The organism is Kitasatospora sp. NBC_00374 (assembly GCF_041434935.1).
Classification (GTDB): domain Bacteria; phylum Actinomycetota; class Actinomycetes; order Streptomycetales; family Streptomycetaceae; genus Kitasatospora.
Genome location: NZ_CP107964.1, coordinates 1,709,118 through 1,731,310, shown reverse-complemented (window position 1 = coordinate 1,731,310; position 22,193 = coordinate 1,709,118). Strand labels below are relative to the sequence as shown.

Annotated in this window: 2 protein-coding genes; both read left to right on the top strand. The window is 75.5% G+C overall.

The features are described from left to right. Nucleotides 1–94: 94 nt before the first annotated feature. Entirely contained in the window at nucleotides 95–12,466 is a 12,372-nt protein-coding gene (locus OG871_RS07640; protein ID WP_371495283.1) for an amino acid adenylation domain-containing protein, read from the top strand. Then, the gene (locus tag OG871_RS07635) at nucleotides 12,463–22,191 is read left to right on the top strand and encodes an amino acid adenylation domain-containing protein (protein ID WP_371495281.1); all 9,729 of its coding nucleotides are present in this window, start codon (nucleotides 12,463–12,465) and stop codon (nucleotides 22,189–22,191) included. Before OG871_RS07640 ends, OG871_RS07635 begins: the two co-directional genes overlap by 4 nt. The last annotated feature ends 2 nt before the right edge of the window (nucleotides 22,192–22,193 follow it).

Below are 22,193 nucleotides of genomic sequence, written 5' to 3'. Positions count from 1 at the left end.
CGCCCCCGCACGACCTGCGGACCCCATCACCACCACCGCACCCCGGCCCGGGCAGTCCCGGGGTGTCGCAGCGACACCCCGGGAAGGGCCGACCATGGCAGAGGCGAGCACCCAGACGGCGAACGGCCGGACGGCGGACACCACCGAGCCCCACCGGACGGCCGAGTTGACGGCCGCCCAGGCGGGCGTGCTCGCCGCGCAGCGCATCGACCCCGACAACCCGGCCTACAACGTCGGCCAGTACGTCGAGCTCGACGGCCCGCTGGACACCGCCCTGCTGGAGCGGGCCCTGCGCCGCACCCTCGCCGAGGCCGACGGCCTGCACATACGGCTGGTCGAGCTCGACGGCCGCACCGTGCAGCGGCCCGCGGGCTTCGACCAGGACGCCTGGCGGCTGCCCCGGCTGGACACCCGTGGCGCGGCCGACCCCGAGCAGGCCGCCGTCGCCCTGGTCCGCGACCAGCTGGCGGTGCCCGCCGTCCTGGAGGGCGACCAGGCCGGCCCGCTGACCGGCGCGCTACTGGTCCGTACCGGCGAACAGCGGCACCTGTGGTTCCAGTGGTTCCACCACCTGGTGATCGACGGGTACGGTGTCGCCCTGTTCACCCGCCGGGTCGCCGAGGTGTACACCGCCCTCGCCGCCGGCCGGGAGCCCGGCGACTCGCCGTTCCGTCCGGTCGGCCTGCTCGCCGACGCCGAGCGCGAGTACCTCGCCTCCGAGCGGGCCGCCACCGACCGGGCCCACTGGAACGGCCTGTTCGCCGACCGCCCCGCCGTCGTCGGCCTGACCGAGCAGACCGCGCAGGCTGGCGCCACCTCGCTGCGCCACCGCATCGCGCTGTCCGCCGCCGACTCGGCCACCGTCCTGGCCGCCGCCCGGGCCGCCCGCGCCACCTGGGCCGAGGCCGCCGCCGCCGGCCTCGCCGCCTACCTGCACCGGATGACCGGCACCCCGGACGCCGTCCTCGGCATGCACTTCATGGCCCGCACCGCGCCCGGCACCCTGCGGGTGCCCGGCATGGCCGTCAACATCCTGCCCGTCCGGCTCGCCGTCGCCGGCACCGACAGCTACACCGACCTGCTGCGCCGCGCCGCCGGCGTGCTCAAGCACGCCCGCCGCCACCAGCTGCACCGCGGCGAGGAGATCCGCCGCGACCTCGGCCTGGTCGGCGGCGACGAGCGGCTGTACGGCCCGCTGCTCAACCTGAAGCCGTTCGACCTCGACCTGGACTTCGCCGGACTGCCCGGCCGCCTCGTCAACCTCGCCGCCGGCCCGGTCGACGACCTCTCGCTCGCGGTCAGCGCGACCCCCGACAACCTGCTGCACCTGGACTTCGACGCCAACCCGGCGCTCTACACCCCCGCCGAGCTGGCCGCCCACGCCGAGCGCTGCGCGGGCCTGCTGACCCGGCTGGCCGCCCGGCCCGAGCAGCCGGTCGCGGCCCTGGGGCTGCTCGCCGACACCGAACTCGACGCGCTCGCCCGCTGGAACGCCACCGACCGTCAGGTGTCCGGGCGTTCGGCCGTGGAGCTGTTCGCCGAGCGGGCGGCACTGGCCCCGGACGCGCTCGCCGTGGTGGCGGGCGGTCAGCGGCTGACGTACGCGGAGCTGGACGCCCGGGCCGGCCGGCTGGCCGCCCTGCTGGCGGCCCGGGGCGTCGGCCCGGAGTCCTTCGTGGCGCTCGCGCTCCCGCGGTCGGCCGAGCTGGTGCCGGCGATGCTGGCGGTGCTGCGCTGCGGCGGCGCGTACCTGCCGCTCGACCTGGACTACCCCGCCGACCGGCTGGCGTTCATGCTGGACGACGCCCGCCCGGTCTGCACGGTGACGGTGGCCGGCTCCGCGCACGCCGTCCCCGGCGACCGCGACCTGCTCGTGCTGGACGCCCCGGAGACGGTCGCCGAGCTGGCCGCCGCGGCGCCGCTGCCCGCCGGCCCGGTGGACCCGGACAGCCCGGCGTACGTCATCCACACCTCCGGCTCCACCGGCCGCCCCAAGGGCGTCGTGGTGCCGCACGGCGCACTCGCCAACTTCCTGGAGGTGATGCGCGAGGAGCTCGAACTCGGCGTCGGGGACAGCCTGGTGGCCGTCACCACGGTCTCCTTCGACATCGCCGGGCTGGAGATCCACGTACCGCTGGTGAGCGGCGCCACCGTGGTCCTGGCGGACCGGGACACCGTCCGCGACCCGGCCGCCCTGGCGGCCCTGATCGACGCGCACCGCCCCAAGGCCGTCCAGGCCACCCCCACCCTGTGGCACGTTCTGCTGGAGGACGGCTCCGCGAGCAGCCTGCCGCGGGTGCACGCGCTGGTCGGCGGCGAGGCCCTGCCCGCCGAGCTGGCCGAGCGGATGACCCGCGCCACCCGCCGGGTCACCAACGTCTACGGCCCGACCGAGGTGACCGTCTGGGCCACCTCCGCCGAACTCCCCGCCGACCACCGGGGCGTACCCGACATCGGCGTGCCGTTCCGGAACACCCGCGCCCACGTCCTGGACGGCGGCCTGCGGCCGGTGCCGGTCGGCGTCCCCGGCGAGCTCTACCTCGCCGGCCACCAGGTGGTCCGCGGCTACCTCGGGCGGCCCGGCCTGACCGCCGGACGCTTCGTCGCGGACCCGTACGGCCCGGCGGGCAGCCGGATGTACCGCACCGGCGACCTGGTGCGCCGCGGCACGGACGGCCGGATCCACTTCCTGAGCCGGGTCGACGACCAGGTGAAGCTGCGCGGCTTCCGGATCGAACTCGGCGAGGTCGAGGCCGCGTTGACCGCTCAGCCCGGCGTCTCCCGCGCGGTCGCCCTGGTCCGCGAGGACGCGCCCGGCCGCCGGCAGCTGGTCGGCTACGTCACCGGCACCGCCGACCCGGCCGCCCTGCGCCCGGCCGTCGCCGAGCTGCTGCCCGAGTACATGGTCCCGGCGGCGGTGGTGGCGGTGGAGACCTTCCCGCTCACCGCCAACGGCAAGATCGACCGCCGGGCGCTGCCCGCCCCCGGACTGTCCGCCGCCGTCACCGGCCGCGCCCCGAGCACCCCGGCCGAACGGGCGCTCGCCGACCTGGTCAAGGAGATCCTCGGCCTGGCCGACCTCGGCGTCGACGACAACTTCTTCTCCCTCGGCGGCGACTCCGTCTCCGCCATCCAGCTCGGCAGCCGGGCCCGCCGGGCCGGCTACCTGATCACCCCGCGGGTGGTCTTCGAACGCCGTACCGTGGCCCGGATCGCCGCCGTGGCCGAGACCGCCGGCGCCGCCGCCGAAGGGCCCGACGCCGTCGGCACCCTGCCCGCCACCCCGGCCGCCGAACGGCTGCGCACCCGCCGCGGCCCGATCGCCCGCTCCGGCCTGCACACCGCCGTCACCGTCCCGGCCGCACTGGACGCCGAGCGCCTCACTGCCGCCCTGGACACCCTGACCGACCACCACGACGCGCTCCGCCTGCGGCTGACGGTCGAGGCCGACGGCGGCTGGACCCAGGAGATCCGCCCGGCCGGAAGCGCCCCCGCCGCCGACCGCCTGCGCCGCGTCACCGTCCCCGCCGCCGAGCTGGACGAGGCCTGCGCCCGCGAGCGCGCGGCTGCCGCCGACCGCCTCGACCCCGAGCGGGACGTCGTCCTGCAGGCCGTCCACCTGGACGCCGGCGACGACACCCCCGGCCGGCTGGTCCTCGCCCTGCACCACCTCGCCGCCGACGAGGACTCCTGGCCCATCCTGCTGACCGACCTGCAGGCCGCCTACGAGGGCCGCGAACCGGCCGCCGTCACCACCCCGCTGCGGCACTGGGCCCTCGGCCTGGCCGCAACCGCCACCGGCGACCCCGTCCGCGCCGAACTCCCGCTCTGGCAGGCCGTGCTGGCCGAGGGCGCCGGCCCGCTGCTCGGCGACCGGCCGCTCGACCCGACCCGCGACACCGCCGCCGGCACCCGGCGGCTGCGCCTCACCCTGCCCGCCGGGCGCACCGCGCCGCTGCTCGCGGCCGTCCCCGCCCGCCACCGCGCCGACGTCGACCACGTCCTGCTGACCGGCCTCACCCTGGCCGTGCTCGGCCGCCGCAAGGCCCGCCACGGCGCCTCGGCCCGCCCCGACCTGCTGCTCGACCTGGACGGCCGCGGCCGGCTCGTCGCCGGCGCCGACACCGCCCGCACGGTCGGCCGGCTGACCACCTCCCACCCGGCCCGCCTCGACCTGGCCGGGGTCGACCTCGACGACGCCCGCACCGGCGGGCCCGCCGCCGGACGCGCCCTCGCCCTGGTCAAGGAACAGCTGCGCGCCCTGCCCCGGGCCGGCGCCGGCTACGAGCTGCTGCGCCGGCCGGCCCCGGTCGGCGGCCCGCTGCCGGCCGACGCCGACGCCCCGCAGCTGCGGTTCGGCTACCTCGGCCGGCTGCCCGCCGCCCGGGGCCCGTGGACCACCGGCGAGCCCGCCGCCGAGAGCAGCGACCCAGCGCTGCCCGCCGCCCACGCCCTGGAGATCTCCGCCTTCGTCCAGGACCTCGTCGACGGCCCGGAGCTCACCGTCCAGCTGGCCTGGCCGCAGGGCGTGCTCACCGAGCAGGCCGTCCGCGAGCTCGCCGAGCAGTGGTTCGCCGCCCTGGACGCCCTCACCGCGTACGCCGAGCGCCCCGACGCCGGCGGCCTCACCCCCTCCGACGTGCCGCTGGCGGCCCTCACCCAGCCCGTACTGGACCGGCTGGCCGCCGCCCACCCCGGCACCGAGGACGTGCTGCCGCTCTCCCCGCTCCAGGAGGGCCTGCTCTTCCACGCGAACCACCGGCGCGCCGAGGGCGCCGACGACCTCTACACCTCGCTCACCTCGCTGGACCTGCGCGGCCCGCTCGACCGCGCCGCGCTGACCGCCGCCGTCGACGCCGTCGTCAACCGGCACGGCGCGCTGCGGGCCGTGTTCACCGACGCCGGGACCGGGCGGCCGCTCCAGCTGATCGCCCGCGAGGTCCGCGTCCCGTGGACCGAGCACGACCTCACCGGCATCCCCGCCGACCGGCAGGCGGCCGAACTCGCCCAGATCGAGGCCGCCGAGGCCGGCCGCCGCTTCGACCTGGACCGCGCGCCGCTGGTGCGCTGCGCCCTGGTCACCCTCGGCGAGGGCCACCACCGCCTGGTGATGACCCGCCACCACATCGTCATGGACGGCTGGTCCATGCCCGTCCTGCTGCGCGAGCTGATCGCCGCGTACGGCGGCGCGGACCCGGCCGACCTGCCCGCCGCCACCCCCTACGCCGACCACCTCGGCTGGCTCGCCGGGCGCGACACCGCCGCCGACACCGACGCCTGGCGGCGGGCGCTGGCCGGTCTGCCCGCGCCCACGCTGCTCGCCGACGCCCTCGGCGCCCCCGCCGGCGGCACCTCGGCCGCCGGCCGGGAACTGGACCTGCCGCTCGGCGCCGAGCTCACCGCCCGGCTCACCGCCACCGCCCGCCGGCACGGACTGACCCTCAACACCCTCGTCCAGGGCGCCTGGGCGATCCTGCTCGGGCGCCTCACCGGCCGCACCGACGTGGTGTTCGGCGCGACCGTCTCCGGACGCCCGGCGGACATCCCCGGCGTGGAGTCGATGGTCGGCCTGTTCAGCAACACCGTCCCGGTGCGCTTCGAGCCGCGCGAGGACGAGCCGGTCGCCGAGGCGCTGGCCCGCCTGCAGGCCCAGCAGTCCGCGCTGCTCGACCACCAGTACCTCGGCCTGGCCGACATCCAGGCCCAGGCCGGGCACGGCACCCTCTTCGACACCCTGCTGGTGGTCGAGAACTACCCGGTCGACCCGGCCGCGCTGACCGCCCGCGGGCTGCGCGTCGCGGACATCACCCACCGGGGCGCCACCCACTACCCGCTGACCGTCCTCACCCTGCCCGGCGAGAACCCGAAGCTCACCGTCGAGTACCGCCCGGACGTCTTCACCGCCGAGCAGGCCGCGACCACCGGCGCCCGCCTGCTGGGTCTGCTCCGGCAGATCGCCACCGCCCCCGGCACCCCCGTCGGCGCGCTGGAGATCCTCGACGCCGCCGAGCGGGAGAACGTCCTGCGCACCTGGAACGCCACCGACCGCGAGGTGCCCGCCGGCACCGTCGTGGACGCGTTCGAGGCCCGGGCCGCCGCCACCCCCGACGCGACCGCCGTGGTCTTCGGCGAGCAGCGCCTGACCTACGCCGAGCTGGCCGCCCGGGTCGACCTGACCGCCCGCCACCTGGCCGCGCTCGGCGCCGGCCCGGACCGGGTGGTCGCCCTCGCCCTGCCGCGCTCCGCCGACCTGGTCGCCGTCCTGCTGGGTGTGCTCAAGTCCGGCGCCGCCTACCTGCCGGTCGACCTCGACCACCCGGCCGAGCGGGTCGCCCTGATGCTGGAGGACGCCCGGCCGTTGCTCACCCTGACCACCGCCGAGGTGGTCGGACGGCTGCCGGTGCTCGCCGAGCACGGCCTGGGCGCCGTCCTGGCCGAGGAGCTCGGCTCGCGCTCCGCCGAACCCGTCCGCCCGCACGCCGACGACCTGGCCTACGTGATCCACACCTCCGGCTCCACCGGCCGTCCCAAGGGCGTCCAGGTGCCGCACCGCGGTCTGGCCAACATGCTGGAGCACCACGGCAACACCGTCTTCGCCCGCGCCGTCGAGGCCGCCGGCGGCCGCCGCCTGCGGGCCGCGCACACCGCCTCGTTCTCCTTCGACTCCTCCTGGGAGCAGCTGCTCTGGCTGATCTGCGGCCACCAGCTGCACGTCTACGGCGAGGACCTGCGGCGCGACCCGCAGGCGCTGACCGCCCGTCTGCTCAACGACCGGATCGACACCCTGGACGTCACCCCGTCCTTCGGCCGGCAACTGGTCGAGTGGGGTCTGCTGGACTCCGCCGAGCACCGCCCGCTGCTCTTCCTGGTCGGCGGCGAGGCCGTCGACGACGCCCTGTGGACCCGGATCCGGGAGACCGAGGGCGTGCTCGGCCACAACTTCTACGGCCCGACCGAGTACACCGTCGACACCCTCGGCGCCGCCCTCGACGAGAGCCCGACGCCCTTCGTCGGCCGCCCGATCGGCAACACCCGGGTCTACGTGCTGGACGGCCGCCTGCGGCCCGTCCCGGCCGGCGTCCCCGGCGAGCTCTACATCGCCGGCCCGGGCCTGGCCCGCGGCTACGGCAACCGGCCCGCGCTCACCGCGAGCCGCTTCGTCGCCGACCCGTTCGACGAGGGCGGGAGGATGTACCGCACCGGCGACCTCGTCCGCCGACGGGCCGACGGCTCGCTCGACTACCTGGGCCGCGGCGACGACCAGGTGAAGATCCGCGGCTTCCGGGTCGAACCCGGCGAGGTCGAGGCCGCGCTGGCCGCCCTGCCGGGCGTCACCCAGGCCGCCGTCCTGGTCCGCGGCGCCGGCGGCGTGCGCCGCCTGGTCGGCTACGCCGCCCCCGCGACGCTGGACCCGGCCGCGCTGCGCAAGGCGCTCGCGGACACCCTGCCCGAGTACCTGGTGCCCGCCGCCGTCGTCGCGCTGGACGCGCTGCCGCTGAACGTCAACGGCAAGCTCGACCGGCAGGCCCTGCCCGAGCCGGACGCCGCCGACTTCGCGGCCCCGGCCGGCCGCGCCCCCCGCGACGAGCGGGAGGCCGTGCTGTGCGGCGTGTTCGCGGATGTCCTCGGCCTGCCGCAGGTCGGCGTCGAGGACGACTTCTTCGCCCTCGGCGGCCACTCCCTGCTCGCCACCCGGGTGGTCGGCCGGGCCCGGGCCGCGCTCGGCACGGACGTCGCCGTCCGCGACCTGTTCGAGGCCCGGACCGCCGCCGGCCTCGCCCGGCGGCTGCGCACCGCCGCCGCCGGCCGCCCCGGACCGGCCGCCCGGCCGCGCCCGGAGCTGCTCCCGCTCTCCGCCGCCCAGGCCCGGCTGTGGTTCCTGTACCGCCTGGAGGGCCCCAGCACCGCGTACACCATCCCGTGCGCGCTGCGGATCGACGGCAAGCTCGACGTCGAGGCCCTGCGGGCCGCCTTCGGCGACGTGCTGGCCCGGCACGAGGCCCTGCGGACGGTCTTCCCGGACGTCGACGGCCGCCCCTACCAGCGGATCCTCAGCGCCGAGCAGGCCGGAGTCCCGTTCACGGCCGAGGAGGTGACGGTCCACCGGCTGGACCGGGCGGTCGCCGCCGCCGGTGCCCACGCCTTCGACCTGGCCACCGGGATCCCGGTCCGCGCCACCCTGCTCAGCAGCGCCCCCGACCGCCACGTCCTGAGCATCGCGCTGCACCACATCGCCGGCGACGAGTGGTCGGAGGGCGTGCTGCTGCGCGACCTCGACCGCGCCTACCGGGCCCGCGTGGCCGGCGGAGAACCGGCCTTCGCCCCGCTACCGCTCCAGTTCGCCGACCACGCCCTGTGGCAGGCCGACCTGCTCGCCGAGCAGCACGGCCCGGCCGCCGCCCAGACCGCCTACTGGACCGAGCGGCTGGCCGGCCTGCCGGCCGAGCTGGCGCTGCCCGCCGACCGGCCACGGCCCGCCGAGGCCACCGGCCGGGGCGGCTCCGTCCGCCTGCGCCTGCCGCAGGAGCTGCACGCGGCGCTGCGCGAGTACGCCAACCGCGCGGCCGTCACCCCGTTCATGGTCACCCAGGCCGCCGCCGCGCTGCTGCTCGGCGCCCTCGCCGGGACGGCGGACGTGGTGCTCGGCACCCCGGTCGCGGGCCGCACGGACGAGGCGGTCGAGGAGGTCGTCGGCTTCTTCGTCAACACCCTGGTGCTGCGCCACGACCTGTCCGGCGACCCCGACTTCGACACCCTGGTCGCCCGCTCCCGGGAGACCGTGCTCGGCGCGCTGGCCCACCAGGACCTGCCGTTCGACCGGCTGGTGGAGATCGTCAACCCGGAGCGCTCGCTCGGCCGCCACCCGCTGTTCCAGGTGATGGTGCAGCACCGCAAGGAGGCCGACGGCCTGGACGCGCTGCTCGGCTCCCGCACCTCGCTGCTGCCCGACCCGGTCCACGCGGCCCGCTTCGACCTGGCCTTCACCTTCGTCGAGTCGGCCGACGGCGCCCGCACCGACCTCACCGTGATCTACGCCGAGGACCTCTTCGAGCACTCCACCGCCGGACTGTTCGGCGCCCGCCTGGTGCGGGTGCTGGAGCAGGCACTGGCCGCGCCGCGGCGCCCGATCGGCCGGATCGAACCGACCGGCGCCCAGGAGCGCCGCGGCCTCGCGGGGGAGTGGAACGCCACCGAGCGCGAGGTCCGTCCCGGCACCCTGACCACCCGGATCGCCGAGCAGGTCGCCGCGGCCCCCGAGGCCACCGCCGTGGTCTTCGAGGACACCGAGCTGACCTACCGCCGGCTGGACGCGCTGGCCGGCGCGCTGGCCGGCCGGCTGGCCGCCGCCGGCGCCGGACCGGGCCGGATCGTCGCGGTCGCGGTGCCGCGCTCCGCCGAACTGATGGTGGCCCTGCTGGCCGTCCTGAAGTCCGGCGCCGCCTACCTGCCGCTGGACACCGAGTACCCGGTCGACCGGCTGGCCGGCATGGTCGAGGACGCCGCCCCGGTCTGCCTGCTCACGGTGGACGGCCAGGCCGACCGCCTGCGGCGGGTCCCCGGCGTGCCGGTGCTGACGGTCGACGGCGAGGGCCCGCGGGCCGTGCCCCAGGCGCCGGCCGAGGACCACCCCGCGTACGTGATCTTCACCTCGGGCTCCACCGGCCGCCCCAAGGGCGTGCTGGTCGGCCACCGCGCCGTCGTCAACCGGCTCGACTGGATGCGCGAGGTCTACGGCGTCACGCCCGAGGACCGCATCCTGCAGAAGACCCCGGCCAGCTTCGACGTCTCGGTCTGGGAGTTCTTCCTGCCGCTGGTCAGCGGCGCGGCCGTGGTGCTGGCCCGCCCCGGCGGCCACCGCGAACCCGAGTACCTGGCCGCGCTCACCGCCCGCCGGGGTGTCACCACCGCCCACTTCGTGCCGTCCATGCTCACCGCCTTCACCGGCGCGGCCGAGCAGGATCCGGCCGTCCGGGCCGGCTTCACCGACGTGCGCCGGGTCTTCTGCTCCGGCGAGGCGCTGCCCGCCGCCGCCGTCGACCGGTTCGCCGCCCTGTGGCCGCACATCGAACTGCACAACCTGTACGGGCCTACCGAGGCCGCCGTGGACGTCACCTTCCACCGCGCCTGGGCCGGCGCCGGCGCCGTCCCGATCGGCCGCCCGGTCTGGAACACCAAGCTGTACGTGCTGGACGCGCGGCTGCGGCCCGTCCCGGTCGGCGTGCCCGGCGAGCTGTACCTGGCCGGCGTCCAGCTGGCCCACGGCTACCTCGGCCGCCCCGGCCTGACGGCCGGCCGGTTCGTCGCCGACCCGTTCGGCGACGGCGGGAGGATGTACCGCACCGGTGACCTGGTGCGCCGCCGGGTCGACGGCGAGGTCGAGTACCTCGGCCGCACCGACGACCAGGTCAAGGTGCGCGGCTTCCGGATCGAGCTCGGCGAGGTCGAGGCCGCGCTGGCCGCCGTCCCCGGCGTCGGCCAGGCCGCCGTGACGGCCCGGCCGCTGGTCGAGGGCGGCGCCCGCCAACTGGCCGGCTACGTCGTCCCGCAGGCCGGCGCCGCCGTCAGCGGCGACGCGGTGCGCGGCGCCGTGGCCGCCGTGCTGCCCGAGCACATGGTGCCCGCCGTCGTCACCGTCCTGGACGCGCTGCCGCTGAGCGTCAACGGCAAGCTCGACCGCAAGGCGCTCCCGGCCCCCGGCCGCGCCGCCGCGCCGGCCGCCGCCGGCCACACCCCGGCGCGGGCGATGGCCAGGGTCTTCGCCGAGGTCCTCGGCCTCGGCGAGGTCGGCGAGGAGGAGAACTTCTTCGCCCTCGGCGGCGACTCGATCGTCTCCATCCAGCTGGTCAGCCGGGCCCGCAAGGCCGGCCTGGAGATCACCGCCAAGGACGTCTTCCAGCACCCGACCCCGGCCGCCCTGGCCGGCGCCGCCAAGGGACAGCCGCCCGCCGCCACCGCCGGGCCCGTCCCGGCCGACGGCGAACTCCCCGCCCTGCCCGTGGTGCACTGGCTGCGCGAACGCGGCGGACCGATCGACCGGTTCAACCAGTCCGTGCTGCTGACCGTTCCGGCCGGCCTGCGGGCCGAGCCGCTGCGCCGGGCCCTGGCCGCACTCGCCGAGAACCACCCGGCGCTGCGCCTGCGGCTGGACACCACCGACGGCATCTGGACCCAGGAGATCCTGCCCACCGCCCAGGCCCCCGCCGTCACCGACCCGGACACCCTGCGCCAGGTCGACGGCACCGGCACCGGGCTGATCGCCCGCGAGGCCGACGCGGCCGCCGCCGCCCTCGCCCCCGGGCAGGGCCGCATCCTTCGGGCCGTCCACTTCGACGGCGGCACCGACCGGGCCGGCAGACTGCTGCTGACCATCCACCACCTCGCCGTCGACGGCGTCTCCTGGCGCACCCTGCTGCCCGAACTCGCCACCGCCTACGCCGCGTTCGCCGCCGGCGCCCGGCCGGCTCCCGAACCGGAGGCCGACGGCCTGCGGGCCTGGTCCGAGCGGCTGCTGGCGCACGCCCAGGAACGCGGCCGGGTCGCCGAGACCGCCTACTGGCGCACCGCCCTCGCGGGCCCCGCCGGCCCGCTCGGCGCGCTCGGCGCCGACCCCGCCCGGGACACCGTCGCGACCCTGCGCACCCTGCGCCGCACCCTGCCGGCCGACCGCACCGCACCGCTGCTCACCGACGTGCCGAAGGCCTTCGGCGCCGGCGTGGACGACGTGCTGCTGGCCGCCCTGACGCTCGGCGTCGCCGCGGCCCGCCCCGGCGGCGCCCCCGCGCTCCGGGTCGACCTGGAGGGCCACGGCCGCGGCGGCAGCGAGACCGGCGGCCTCAGCCCCGACCTGGCCCGTACCGTCGGCTGGTTCACCACCGTGCACCCCGTCCGGCTCGACCTGGCCGGCGTCGACCCGGCCGCCGCGATGACCGGGGGCCCGGACACCGGCCGCGCGCTCAAGCAGGTCAAGGAGCAACTGCGCGCCGTCCCGGACCGCGGCCTCGGCCACGGCCTGCTGCGCCACCTCAACCCGCAGACCGCGGCCCTGCTCGCGGCCGGGCCGCGCCCGGAGCTGCTGTTCAACTACCGCGGCCGCACCGACGGCGCCGCCGGCCCGGCCGGCGGAGGCTGGCCGTTCGCCCCGCAGGACGAGCGCGCCGCCGTGGCGGCCGCCGCCGGGCCCGACCCGGCGATGCCGGCCGGCTACCCGCTGGAGATCGACGCCGTGGTCCAGGCGGGCCCCGACGGCCGACCCGAACTGGCCGTCGAGTGGAGCTGGCCGCAGGCCCTGCTCACCGAGGCCGAGGTGACCGTCCTCGCGGACGCCTGGTTCGCCGCGCTGGACGCCATCGCCCGGCACACCGCCACCGACGGCGCGGGCGGCGTCACCCCGTCCGACCTGCACCTGGTCAGCCTCAGGCAGTCCCAGATCGACCGGCTGGAGTCCCGACTGCGCAGGCGCCGATGAACCACCCCCGGCACGACCCCGAGAACCTCCCCGCCACCACCTCCAGGACCGAGAACACCGTGACGAACGACCAGAACCCGACCCAGGCCGAGCCGACCGCGGAGCCCGCCGAGTCCGCCGTCGAGCCTGCCGCGGACTCCGGCCTGGAGGACGTCTACCCGCTCTCCTCGCTCCAGGAGGGCCTGCTCTTCCACGCCCTGTACGACGACGCGGCCCGCGACGTCTACGTCGTCCAGTCCCACCTGGACCTGGCCGGAGCCGTCGACACCGCCCGGCTCGGCGCGGCCGTCGACGCGCTGCTGCTGCGGCACGCCAACCTGCGGGTCGGCTTCTGGTACGAGGACCCGGAGGCCGTGGTCCAGTTCGTCCAGCGCTCGGTGGAGACCCCGCTGCGCGAGGCCGACCTGACCGCGTTCACCGGCGCGGCCCAGGAGGCGGCCGTCCGGGCCGCCATGGACCAGGACTGGGAGCACCGCTTCGACCTGGACACCCCGCCGCTGCTGCGATTCACCCTGCTGCGCCTGGACGCCGGGCGCTCGCGGCTGGTCGTCACCTGCCACCACCTGCTGCTCGACGGCTGGTCGATGCCGATCCTGGTCCGCGAACTGCTCGCGCTGTACGGCTCCGCCGGCGACCTCGCCGTGCTGCCCCCGGTCCGCCCGTACAAGGACCACCTGGCGCTGCTCGCCACCCGCGACGCGGCCGCCGCCGAGGCCGCCTGGCAGGAGGCGCTGGCCGGCTTCGACGAGGCCCGTCCGGTCGCCCCGGGCACCGACACCGGCTCAGCCGTCGAGTCCGGCTCCGTCCACCTGACCGCCGGCGCCGAGCTGTCCGCGGCCGTGGCGGCCGCCGCCCGCGGCAGGGGGCTGACCCTCGGCAACCTCGCCCACACCCTGTGGGGCGTCCTGCTCGGCTCGCTGACCGGCAGCACCGACGTGGTCTTCGGCACCACCGTCTCCGGGCGCCCCGACGACCTGCCGGGCGCCGAGAGCATGGTCGGCCTGTTCATCAACACCGTGCCGGTCCGGGTCCGGTTCCGGGCGGCCGACACCCTCGCCGAGGCCGTCGCCGCGGTGCAGGCCGAGCAGGCCGCCCTGATGTCCCACCAGCACCTGGGCCTGGCCGCGATCCAGCGGCGGTCCGCGGTCGACGGCCCGCTCTTCGACACGCTGCTGGTCGTCGAGAACTACCAGGGCGGCGGCGACGACGTGAAGGCCGCCCTCGGCGGAGCCGAGGGCCTGACCATCACCGGACTCGGCGCCCGCGACGCCACCCACTACCCGCTCGGCCTGGCCGTCCTGCCCGGCGCCGAGCTGCGGCTCGAACTCGACTACCGCCCCGACGTGTTCGAGCACGCCGAGGCCGAGCGGATCGCCGCCCGCTACCTCGCCCTGCTGGCCGCGTTCGCCGCCGACCCGGACACCCCGCTGGCCCGGCTCGACCTGCTCGGCCCGGCGGAGCCGGCCGTCCTCGGCGGCGGCGAGGCCCCCGCCGCGTCCGGCACCGTCACCGACCTGCTGACCGGCCTGGCCGCCCGTACCCCGGACGCGGTGGCCCTGGTCGGCCCGGCGCTGGCCGGCGGCCCGGCCGAGCGGCTGACCTTCGCCGCGCTCGCCGACCGTGCCGACCGCCTCGCCCGGCTGCTGCTCTGCCGCGGGCTGCGCGCCGAGCAGACCGTCGCCCTCGCGCTGCCCCGCACCACCGAGTCGGTCGTCGCGATCCTCGCCGTCCTCAAGGCCGGCGGTGCCTACCTGCCGCTCGACCTCGACCACCCGGCCGAGCGGATCGCCCAGATCCTCGACGACGCCCGCCCGGCCCTGGTGCTGACCGGCCGTGCCCTGGCCGACCGCTTCCCGGACGGCCTGCGGCTCGACGAGCAGGCCACCCTCGACACCCTGGCCGCCCTGCCCGGCGGCCCGCTCACCGACACCGAGCGCGGTGGCCCGATCCACCCCGGACAGGCCGCGTACGTCATCCACACCTCGGGCTCCACCGGCCGTCCCAAGGGTGTGGTCATCCCGCACCAGGGCCTGCTCAACCTGGCCCACGACCACCTCGGCGGCACCTTCGCGGACGCCGTCCGGTCGGTCGGCCGCGACCGACTGCGCGCCCTGCACACCGCCTCGTTCTCCTTCGACTCCTCCTGGGAGCAGCTGCTCTGGCTGCTCGGCGGCCACGAGCTGCACCTGCTCGGCGAGCAGGACCGCCGGGACGCCGAGACGGTGGTCGCCTACGCCCGCGAGCACGCCGTCGACACCCTGGACGTCACCCCCTCGTACGCCCGGCAGCTGCTCGACTCCGGGCTGCTCGCCGGCCCGCACCGCCCGTCCGTGCTCCTGCTCGGCGGCGAGGCCCTGCCCGAACCGCTCTGGACGCGGCTGCGCGCCGAGCCCGGCGTGGTGGCGGTCAACTACTACGGCCCGACCGAGTACACCGTGGACGCCCTGGTCGCGGACCTCGCCGACAGTGCCACCCCGAGCATCGGCCGCCCGCTGCGCGGCGGTCGCGCCTACGTGCTGGACGGCCTGCTGCGGCCCGTGCCGGTCGGCTCGCCCGGCGAGCTGTACCTGGCCGGCCGGCAGCTGGCCCGCGGCTACCTGGACCGCCCCGGCCTGACGGCCGGCCGGTTCGTCGCCGACCCGTTCGGCGACGGCGGGAGGATGTACCGCACCGGTGACCTGGTGCGCCGCCGCGCCGACGGCACCCTGGACTACCTCGGCCGGGTCGACGACCAGATCAAGATCCGCGGCTACCGGATCGAGCTGGGCGAGATCGAGGCCGCCCTCGCCGAGCAGCCCGGCGTCGCGCAGAGCGCCGTCCTGGTCCGCGACGGCGCCGTCAAGCGCCTGGTCGGGTACGTGGTCCCGGTCCCCGGTGCCGCGCCGGACGCCGCCGCACTGCACGCCGCGCTGGCCGTCCGGCTGCCCGAGTACATGGTGCCCTCGGCCTTCGCCGTGCTGGACACCATGCCGCTGAACGTCAACGGCAAGATCGACCGCGCCGCGCTGCCCGACGACGCCCTCGACTACGCCGGCCTGACCTCCTCGCGCGCGGCCGAGACCGCCACCGAGCGGCTGCTGTGCGAGCTGTTCGCCGAGGTCCTGGCCCTGCCCGGGGCCGGCGCCGAGGACGACTTCTTCCGACTCGGCGGCGACTCCATCGCCTCCATCCGCCTGATCGGCGTCGCCCGCGCCGAGGGCCTCGCCCTCAGCCCCCGCGACGTCTTCGAGCGCCGCACCCCGGCCGCCCTGGCGGCCGTCGCCGACGGACGCGGCCAGGCCGAGCAGGCCCCCGCGATCCCCGCTCTGCCCGCGGCCGGCGAGGCCGAGCTGGCCGCCGTCCGCGCGGCCGCGCCGAAGCTGGAGATCGAGGAGGTCTGGCCGGTCTCCCCGCTCCAGGAGGGCCTGCTCTTCGAGGCCGGCTACGACGACCGCGCGCTCGACGTCTACACCTCCCGCGACGTGGTCACCCTGACCACCCGCGTCCCGCTGGACGTGCTGCGCTCCGCCGTCGCCACCGTGCTGGAGCGCCACCCCAACCTGCGGGTCGGCTTCCTCCAGGACGGCCCGGACCGGCCCGTCCAGTTCGTCCCCCGGGCCGTCGACGTCCCGCTCACCGAGATCGACCTGAGCGACCTCACACCGGCGGCCGCCGAGGCGGAGCTGGGCCGGCTCAAGGAGCGCGAGGCGTTCACCCGCTTCGACCTCGCGGCCCCGCCGCTGTTGCGGCTGGTCTCGGTCCTCGCCCCCGGCGGCGGCCAGTCCATCCTGATCACCAACCACGCGCTGCTGTGGGACGGCTGGTCCTCCGGCCTGTTCCTGCAGGAGCTGCTGACCCTCTGTCACAACGGTCTGACCGGCGGCTCGATGGCCCTGGACGGTACGGCCCTGCCGTACCGGGACTTCCTCGCCTGGCTCGGCGCCCAGGACCAGGAGCAGGGCCGCACTGCCTGGCGCGACGCGCTGGCCGGCCTGGACGGGCCCACCCTGCTGGCCCCGCAGGCCCGTGAGCGGGCCGCCGTGCTGCCCGAGAAGGTCGAGCTGGCGATCTCCGCCGAGCTGACCGGCCGGATCGCGGCCTTCGCCCGCGACCGCGCCCTGACCCTCAACACCGTGCTGTCGGGCGTCTGGGGCCTGCTGCTGGCCGGGCTGACCGGCCGCCAGGACGTGGTGTTCGGCGCCACGGTCTCCGGCCGCCCGGCAGAGCTGCCCGGTATCGAGGGGACCATCGGCATGTTCCTCAACACCGTCCCGGTCCGGGCGCGGCTGCGCGGCGACGAGAGCGTCGCCGACTTCCTCGTCCGTCTCCAGACGGAGCAGACCGGGCTGCTGGCGCACCACCAGGTCAGCCTGGGCGAGATCCAGCGCGGCACCGGCCTCGGCCGGCTCTTCGACACCCTTCAGGTGCTCCGCAACACCCCCGCCGACGAGGGCGTCCGGGACCGCATCCGGGAGTCGCTCGGCGTCCGGGACGTCATCGACGTCGACGCCACACACTTCCCGCTGATCTTCATCACCAACCCGGGCCCGGCCCTCTCCTTCGAGTGGACCTACCGCCCCGACGTCTTCGACCGAGCGACCGTCGAGGAGCACGCCGAGCGTCTGGTCCACCTGCTGGAGCAGCTCACGGCCCACCCCGACCGGCCGGTCCGCGCGCTCGATGTGTTGTCGGTGCGTGAGCGGGGTCTGGTGTTGGGGGAGTGGGGGGCGACGTCGCGGGTGTTGCCGGGTGCGACGGTGGCGGATCTGTTGGCGGAGCGTGCGGTGTTGGTGCCGGACGAGGTGGCGTTGGTGTTCGGGGGTTCGCGGTGGACGTATGCGGAGTTGGATGCGCGGGTGAACCGGTTGGCGCGGTTGTTCGTGGCGCGGGGGGCGGGGCCTGAGCGGGTTGTGGCGTTGGGGTTGCCGCGGTCGTTGGAGATGGTGGCGTCGTTGTTCGCGGTGTTGCGGACGGGTGCGGCGTATCTGCCGTTGGAGTTGGACTATCCGCGGGAGCGGTTGGCGTTCATGGTGGAGGACGCCGGGCCGGTGTGTCTGGTGACGGATTCTTCGGCGGTTGGTCTGATGCCGGAGGCGTCGGATGTGGTGCTGCTGGATGCACCGGAGGTTGTGGCCGAGCTGGCGGGGTTGTCGGATGGTCCGTTGGGTGTGCGGGTGGATCAGGACTGGCCGGCGTATGTGATCTTCACGTCGGGTTCGACGGGTCGGCCGAAGGGTGTGGTGACGCCGTACCGGGGTCTGACGAACATGCAGTTGAACCATCGTGAGGCGATTTTCGATCCGGTGGTGGAGTTGGCGGGTGGTCGTCGGTTGCGGATCGCGCACACGGTGTCGTTCTCGTTCGACATGTCGTGGGAGGAGTTGCTGTGGCTGGTGGAGGGTCACGAGGTGCACGTCCTCGACGAGGCCCTGCGCCGGGATGCCCAGGGGCTGGCGGACTTCTGTGCCGAGCACGAGATCGACGTGGTCAACGTGACGCCGTCGTACGCCCAGGCGCTGGTGGAGTGCGGTCTGTTGGAGGAGGGCCGGCACCGTCCGGTGCTGGTGCTGCTCGGTGGTGAGGCGGTGGCGGAGACCCTGTGGTCGAGGCTGCGCGACACCCCCGGGGTCATGGGCTACAACCTGTACGGGCCGACCGAGTACACCATCAACACCCTTGGTGGTGGCACGCTCGACTCGGCGTCCGCGACCGTCGGTCGTCCGATCTGGAACACCCGCGCCCACGTGCTCGACGGGTTCCTCCGGCAGGTGCCGGTCGGTGTGCCGGGTGAGCTGTACGTCTCCGGTGTCGGTCTGGCGCGTGGTTACCTGAACCGGCCGGGTCTGACGGCGGAGCGGTTCGTCGCCGATCCGTTCGGTGAGCCGGGCGGGAGGATGTACCGGACGGGTGATGTGGTGCGGTGGCGTCAGGACGGTCTGTTGGACTTCCTGGGCCGGGTGGACGATCAGGTGAAGATCCGGGGTTACCGGGTCGAGCCCGGTGAGATCGAGGACGCCCTCACCGCCCACCCTGCCGTCGCCCAGGCCGCCGTGGTGGTCCGGGAGGACACCCCGGGCGTCAAGCGCCTGGCCGCCTACCTCGTCCCCGCCGGCTCCGGCATCGACGTCGCGGACGTCCGCAGCGACCTCGCCGAGCGGCTGCCGGAGTACATGGTCCCGTCCGCGTTCGTCGTCCTCGACACGCTGCCGCTGACCGTCAACGGCAAGCTGGACCGCAAGGCCCTCCCCACCCCCGACACCACCGGTGGCGGCGCCGGGCGCGCCCCGCGGGACGCCCGCGAGGAGATCATCTGCGGCCTGTTCGCCGAGGTCCTGGGCCTGGCATCGGCCGGCCCCGAGGACCACTTCTTCGACCTCGGCGGCCACTCGCTGATCGCCACCCGCCTGGTCAGCCGCCTGCGTACGGTGCTCGGCAACCAGCTGACGGTCCGGGACCTCTTCGAGGCCCCCACCCCGGCCGGCCTCGTGCACCGGGCCGCCGCCGGCGGCGAGAGCCGCCCGGCCCTGGTCCGTCGCGAGCACCCCGCCGAGCTGCCGCTCTCGCACGCCCAGCGCCGGATGTGGTTCCTGCAGAACCTGGACGGCTCGGGTGCCACCTACAACGTGCCGTTGGTCGTGCGGGTCACCGGACAGCTCGACCTGGACGCGCTGCGCGCCGCCGTCACCGCCGTGACCGAGCGCCACGAGAGCCTGCGCACCGTCTTCACCGAGCGCGCCGGTGGGGTCTTCCAGGAGGTCCGGCCCGCCCCGACCGCGGCCGGGGCCCTGCACCTGGTGGCCTCCGGCGAGCAGACCCTCGCCGCCGACATCGAGGCGGCCGTCCGGCACGGCTTCGACCTCTCCGCCGAACCGCCCCTGCGGGTCGGCGTGCTGGAGATCGGCCCGGCGGACCACGCGATCGTGCTGCTCTTCCACCACATCGCGGGCGACGAGTGGTCGATGCTGCCGTTCATCGAGGACCTGAACGCCGCCTACCTCGCGCACGGCGCGGGTCAGGCCCCCGCCTGGGCGCCGCTGCCGGTCCAGTACGCCGACTACACCCTCTGGCAGCAGGAGCTGCTGGGCGCCGCCGAGGACCCGGACAGCCTGCACAGCCGGCAGGTTGAGTTCTGGAAGCAGGCCCTGGCCGGTCTGCCCGAGGAACTGCCGCTGCCCACCGACCACCCGCGCCTGCCGACCGCCGGCCACCGGGGCGACACCGTGTACGCCCAGGTCCCGCCGGCCGTGTACCGCGGCCTGCGGGAGGCCGCCCGGGCCACGGGGACGACCACCTTCATGGTGCTCCAGGCAGCCGTCGCCACCCTGCTGCACCGGCTCGGCGCCGGTACCGACATCCCCCTCGGTGCCCCCGTCGCCGGCCGCTCGGACGCGGCGCTGGACGGCCTGGTCGGGTTCTTCGTCAACACGCTCGTCCTGCGCAACGACCTCTCCGGCGACCCGACCTTCGCCGAACTGCTCACCCGCACCCGGGAGTCGGACCTGGCCGCCTTCGCGCACCAGGACCTGCCCTTCGACCGCCTGGTCGAGGCCGTCAACCCGCCGCGGGTGGCCGGTCGGCACCCGCTGTTCCAGGTGATGCTCGGCTACCAGCACAACGACGGCCGGGGCGGCAGCCTGCTCGGTCTGGAGAGCCGGATCCTGCCGTTCGAGCTGGGCGCGGTGAAGTTCGAACTCGACTTCAACTTCGAGGAGACCTCGGCCTCCGAGGAGATCGACATCGTCTTCGAGTACGCGGCCGACCTCTACGACCGCACCACCGCCGAGTCCCTGGTCGAGCGCCTGCTCGCCCTGCTGGAGCAGGTCGCCGCCGACCCCGGCCGCCGAATCGGCTCCCTCGATGTGTTGACGGTGCGTGAGCGGGGTCTGGTGTTGGGGGAGTGGGGGGCGACGTCGCGGGTGTTGCCGGGTGCGACGGTGGCGGATCTGTTGGCGGAGCGTGCGGTGTTGGTGCCGGACGAGGTGGCGTTGGTGTTCGGGGGTTCGCGGTGGACGTATGCGGAGTTGGATGCGCGGGTGAACCGGTTGGCGCGGTTGTTCGTGGCGCGGGGGGCGGGGCCTGAGCGGGTTGTGGCGTTGGGGTTGCCGCGGTCGTTGGAGATGGTGGCGTCGTTGTTCGCGGTGTTGCGGACGGGTGCGGCGTATCTGCCGTTGGAGTTGGACTATCCGCGGGAGCGGTTGGCGTTCATGGTGGAGGACGCCGGGCCGGTGTGTCTGGTGACGGATTCTTCGGCGGTTGGTCTGATGCCGGAGGCGTCGGATGTGGTGCTGCTGGATGCACCGGAGGTTGTGGCCGAGCTGGCGGGGTTGTCGGATGGTCCGTTGGGTGTGCGGGTGGATCAGGACTGGCCGGCGTATGTGATCTTCACGTCGGGTTCGACGGGTCGGCCGAAGGGTGTGGTGACGCCGTACCGGGGTCTGACGAACATGCAGTTGAACCATCGTGAGGCGATTTTCGATCCGGTGGTGGAGTTGGCGGGTGGTCGTCGGTTGCGGATCGCGCACACGGTGTCGTTCTCGTTCGACATGTCGTGGGAGGAGTTGCTGTGGCTGGTGGAGGGTCACGAGGTGCACGTCCTCGACGAGGCCCTGCGCCGGGATGCCCAGGGGCTGGCGGACTTCTGTGCCGAGCACGAGATCGACGTGGTCAACGTGACGCCGTCGTACGCCCAGGCGCTGGTGGAGTGCGGTCTGTTGGAGGAGGGCCGGCACCGTCCGGTGCTGGTGCTGCTCGGTGGTGAGGCGGTGGCGGAGACTCTGTGGTCGAGGCTGCGCGACACCCCCGGGGTCATGGGCTACAACCTGTACGGGCCGACCGAGTACACCATCAACACCCTTGGTGGTGGCACGCTCGACTCGGCGTCCGCGACCGTCGGTCGTCCGATCTGGAACACCCGCGCCCACGTCCTGGACGCCCATCTGCGCCCCGTCCCGGTCGGCGTCGCCGGCGAGCTCTACATCGCGGGTGTCGGTCTGGCGCGTGGTTACCTGAACCGGCCGGGTCTGACGGCGGAGCGGTTCGTCGCCGATCCGTTCGGTGAGCCGGGCGGGAGGATGTACCGGACCGGTGATGTGGTGCGGTGGCGTCAGGACGGTCTGCTGGACTTCCTGGGCCGGGTGGACGATCAGGTGAAGATCCGGGGTTACCGGGTCGAGCCCGGTGAGATCGAGGACGCCCTCACCGCCCACTCCGCCGTCGCCCAGGCCGCCGTAGTGGTCCGCGAGGACACCCCGGGCGTCAAGCGCCTCGCCGCCTACCTCGTCCCCGCCGACCGGGAGGTGGAGACCGCCGCCGTCCGTCGTATGCTGTCCGAGCGGCTGCCGGAGTACATGGTCCCGTCCGCGTTCGTCGTCCTCGACACGCTGCCGCTGACCGTCAACGGCAAGCTCGACCGCAAGGCCCTCCCCGCGCCCACGGCCGCCGACTTCACGGCCACCGGGCCGGTGCGCGCTCCCCGGTACGCCGGCGAGGAGCGGGTGCACGCCGTCTTCGCCGAGGTGCTCGGGCTGCCGGCCGTCGGCATCGACGAGAACTTCTTCGACCTGGGCGGCCACTCCCTGCTCGCGATGTCGCTGCTGCAGCGCCTGCGCGCCGAGTTCGACCACCCGCTCGGTCTGGCCGACCTGTTGGCCAGGCCCAGCGTGGCGGCGCTGACCGACCACCTGGTCGCCGAGACCGTACTGAACGCCCTCGGCGGCCCCGCGGCCGCCGTCCCCTGCTCCGACTGATC

Bases quoted from the DNA above. Each gene is read 5' to 3' on its own strand.
- OG871_RS07640 (WP_371495283.1), top strand. From the start codon at position 95: ATGGCAGAGGCGAGCACCCAGACGGCGAACGGCCGGACGGCGGACACC.
- OG871_RS07635 (WP_371495281.1), top strand. From the start codon at position 12,463: ATGAACCACCCCCGGCACGACCCCGAGAACCTCCCCGCCACCACCTCC.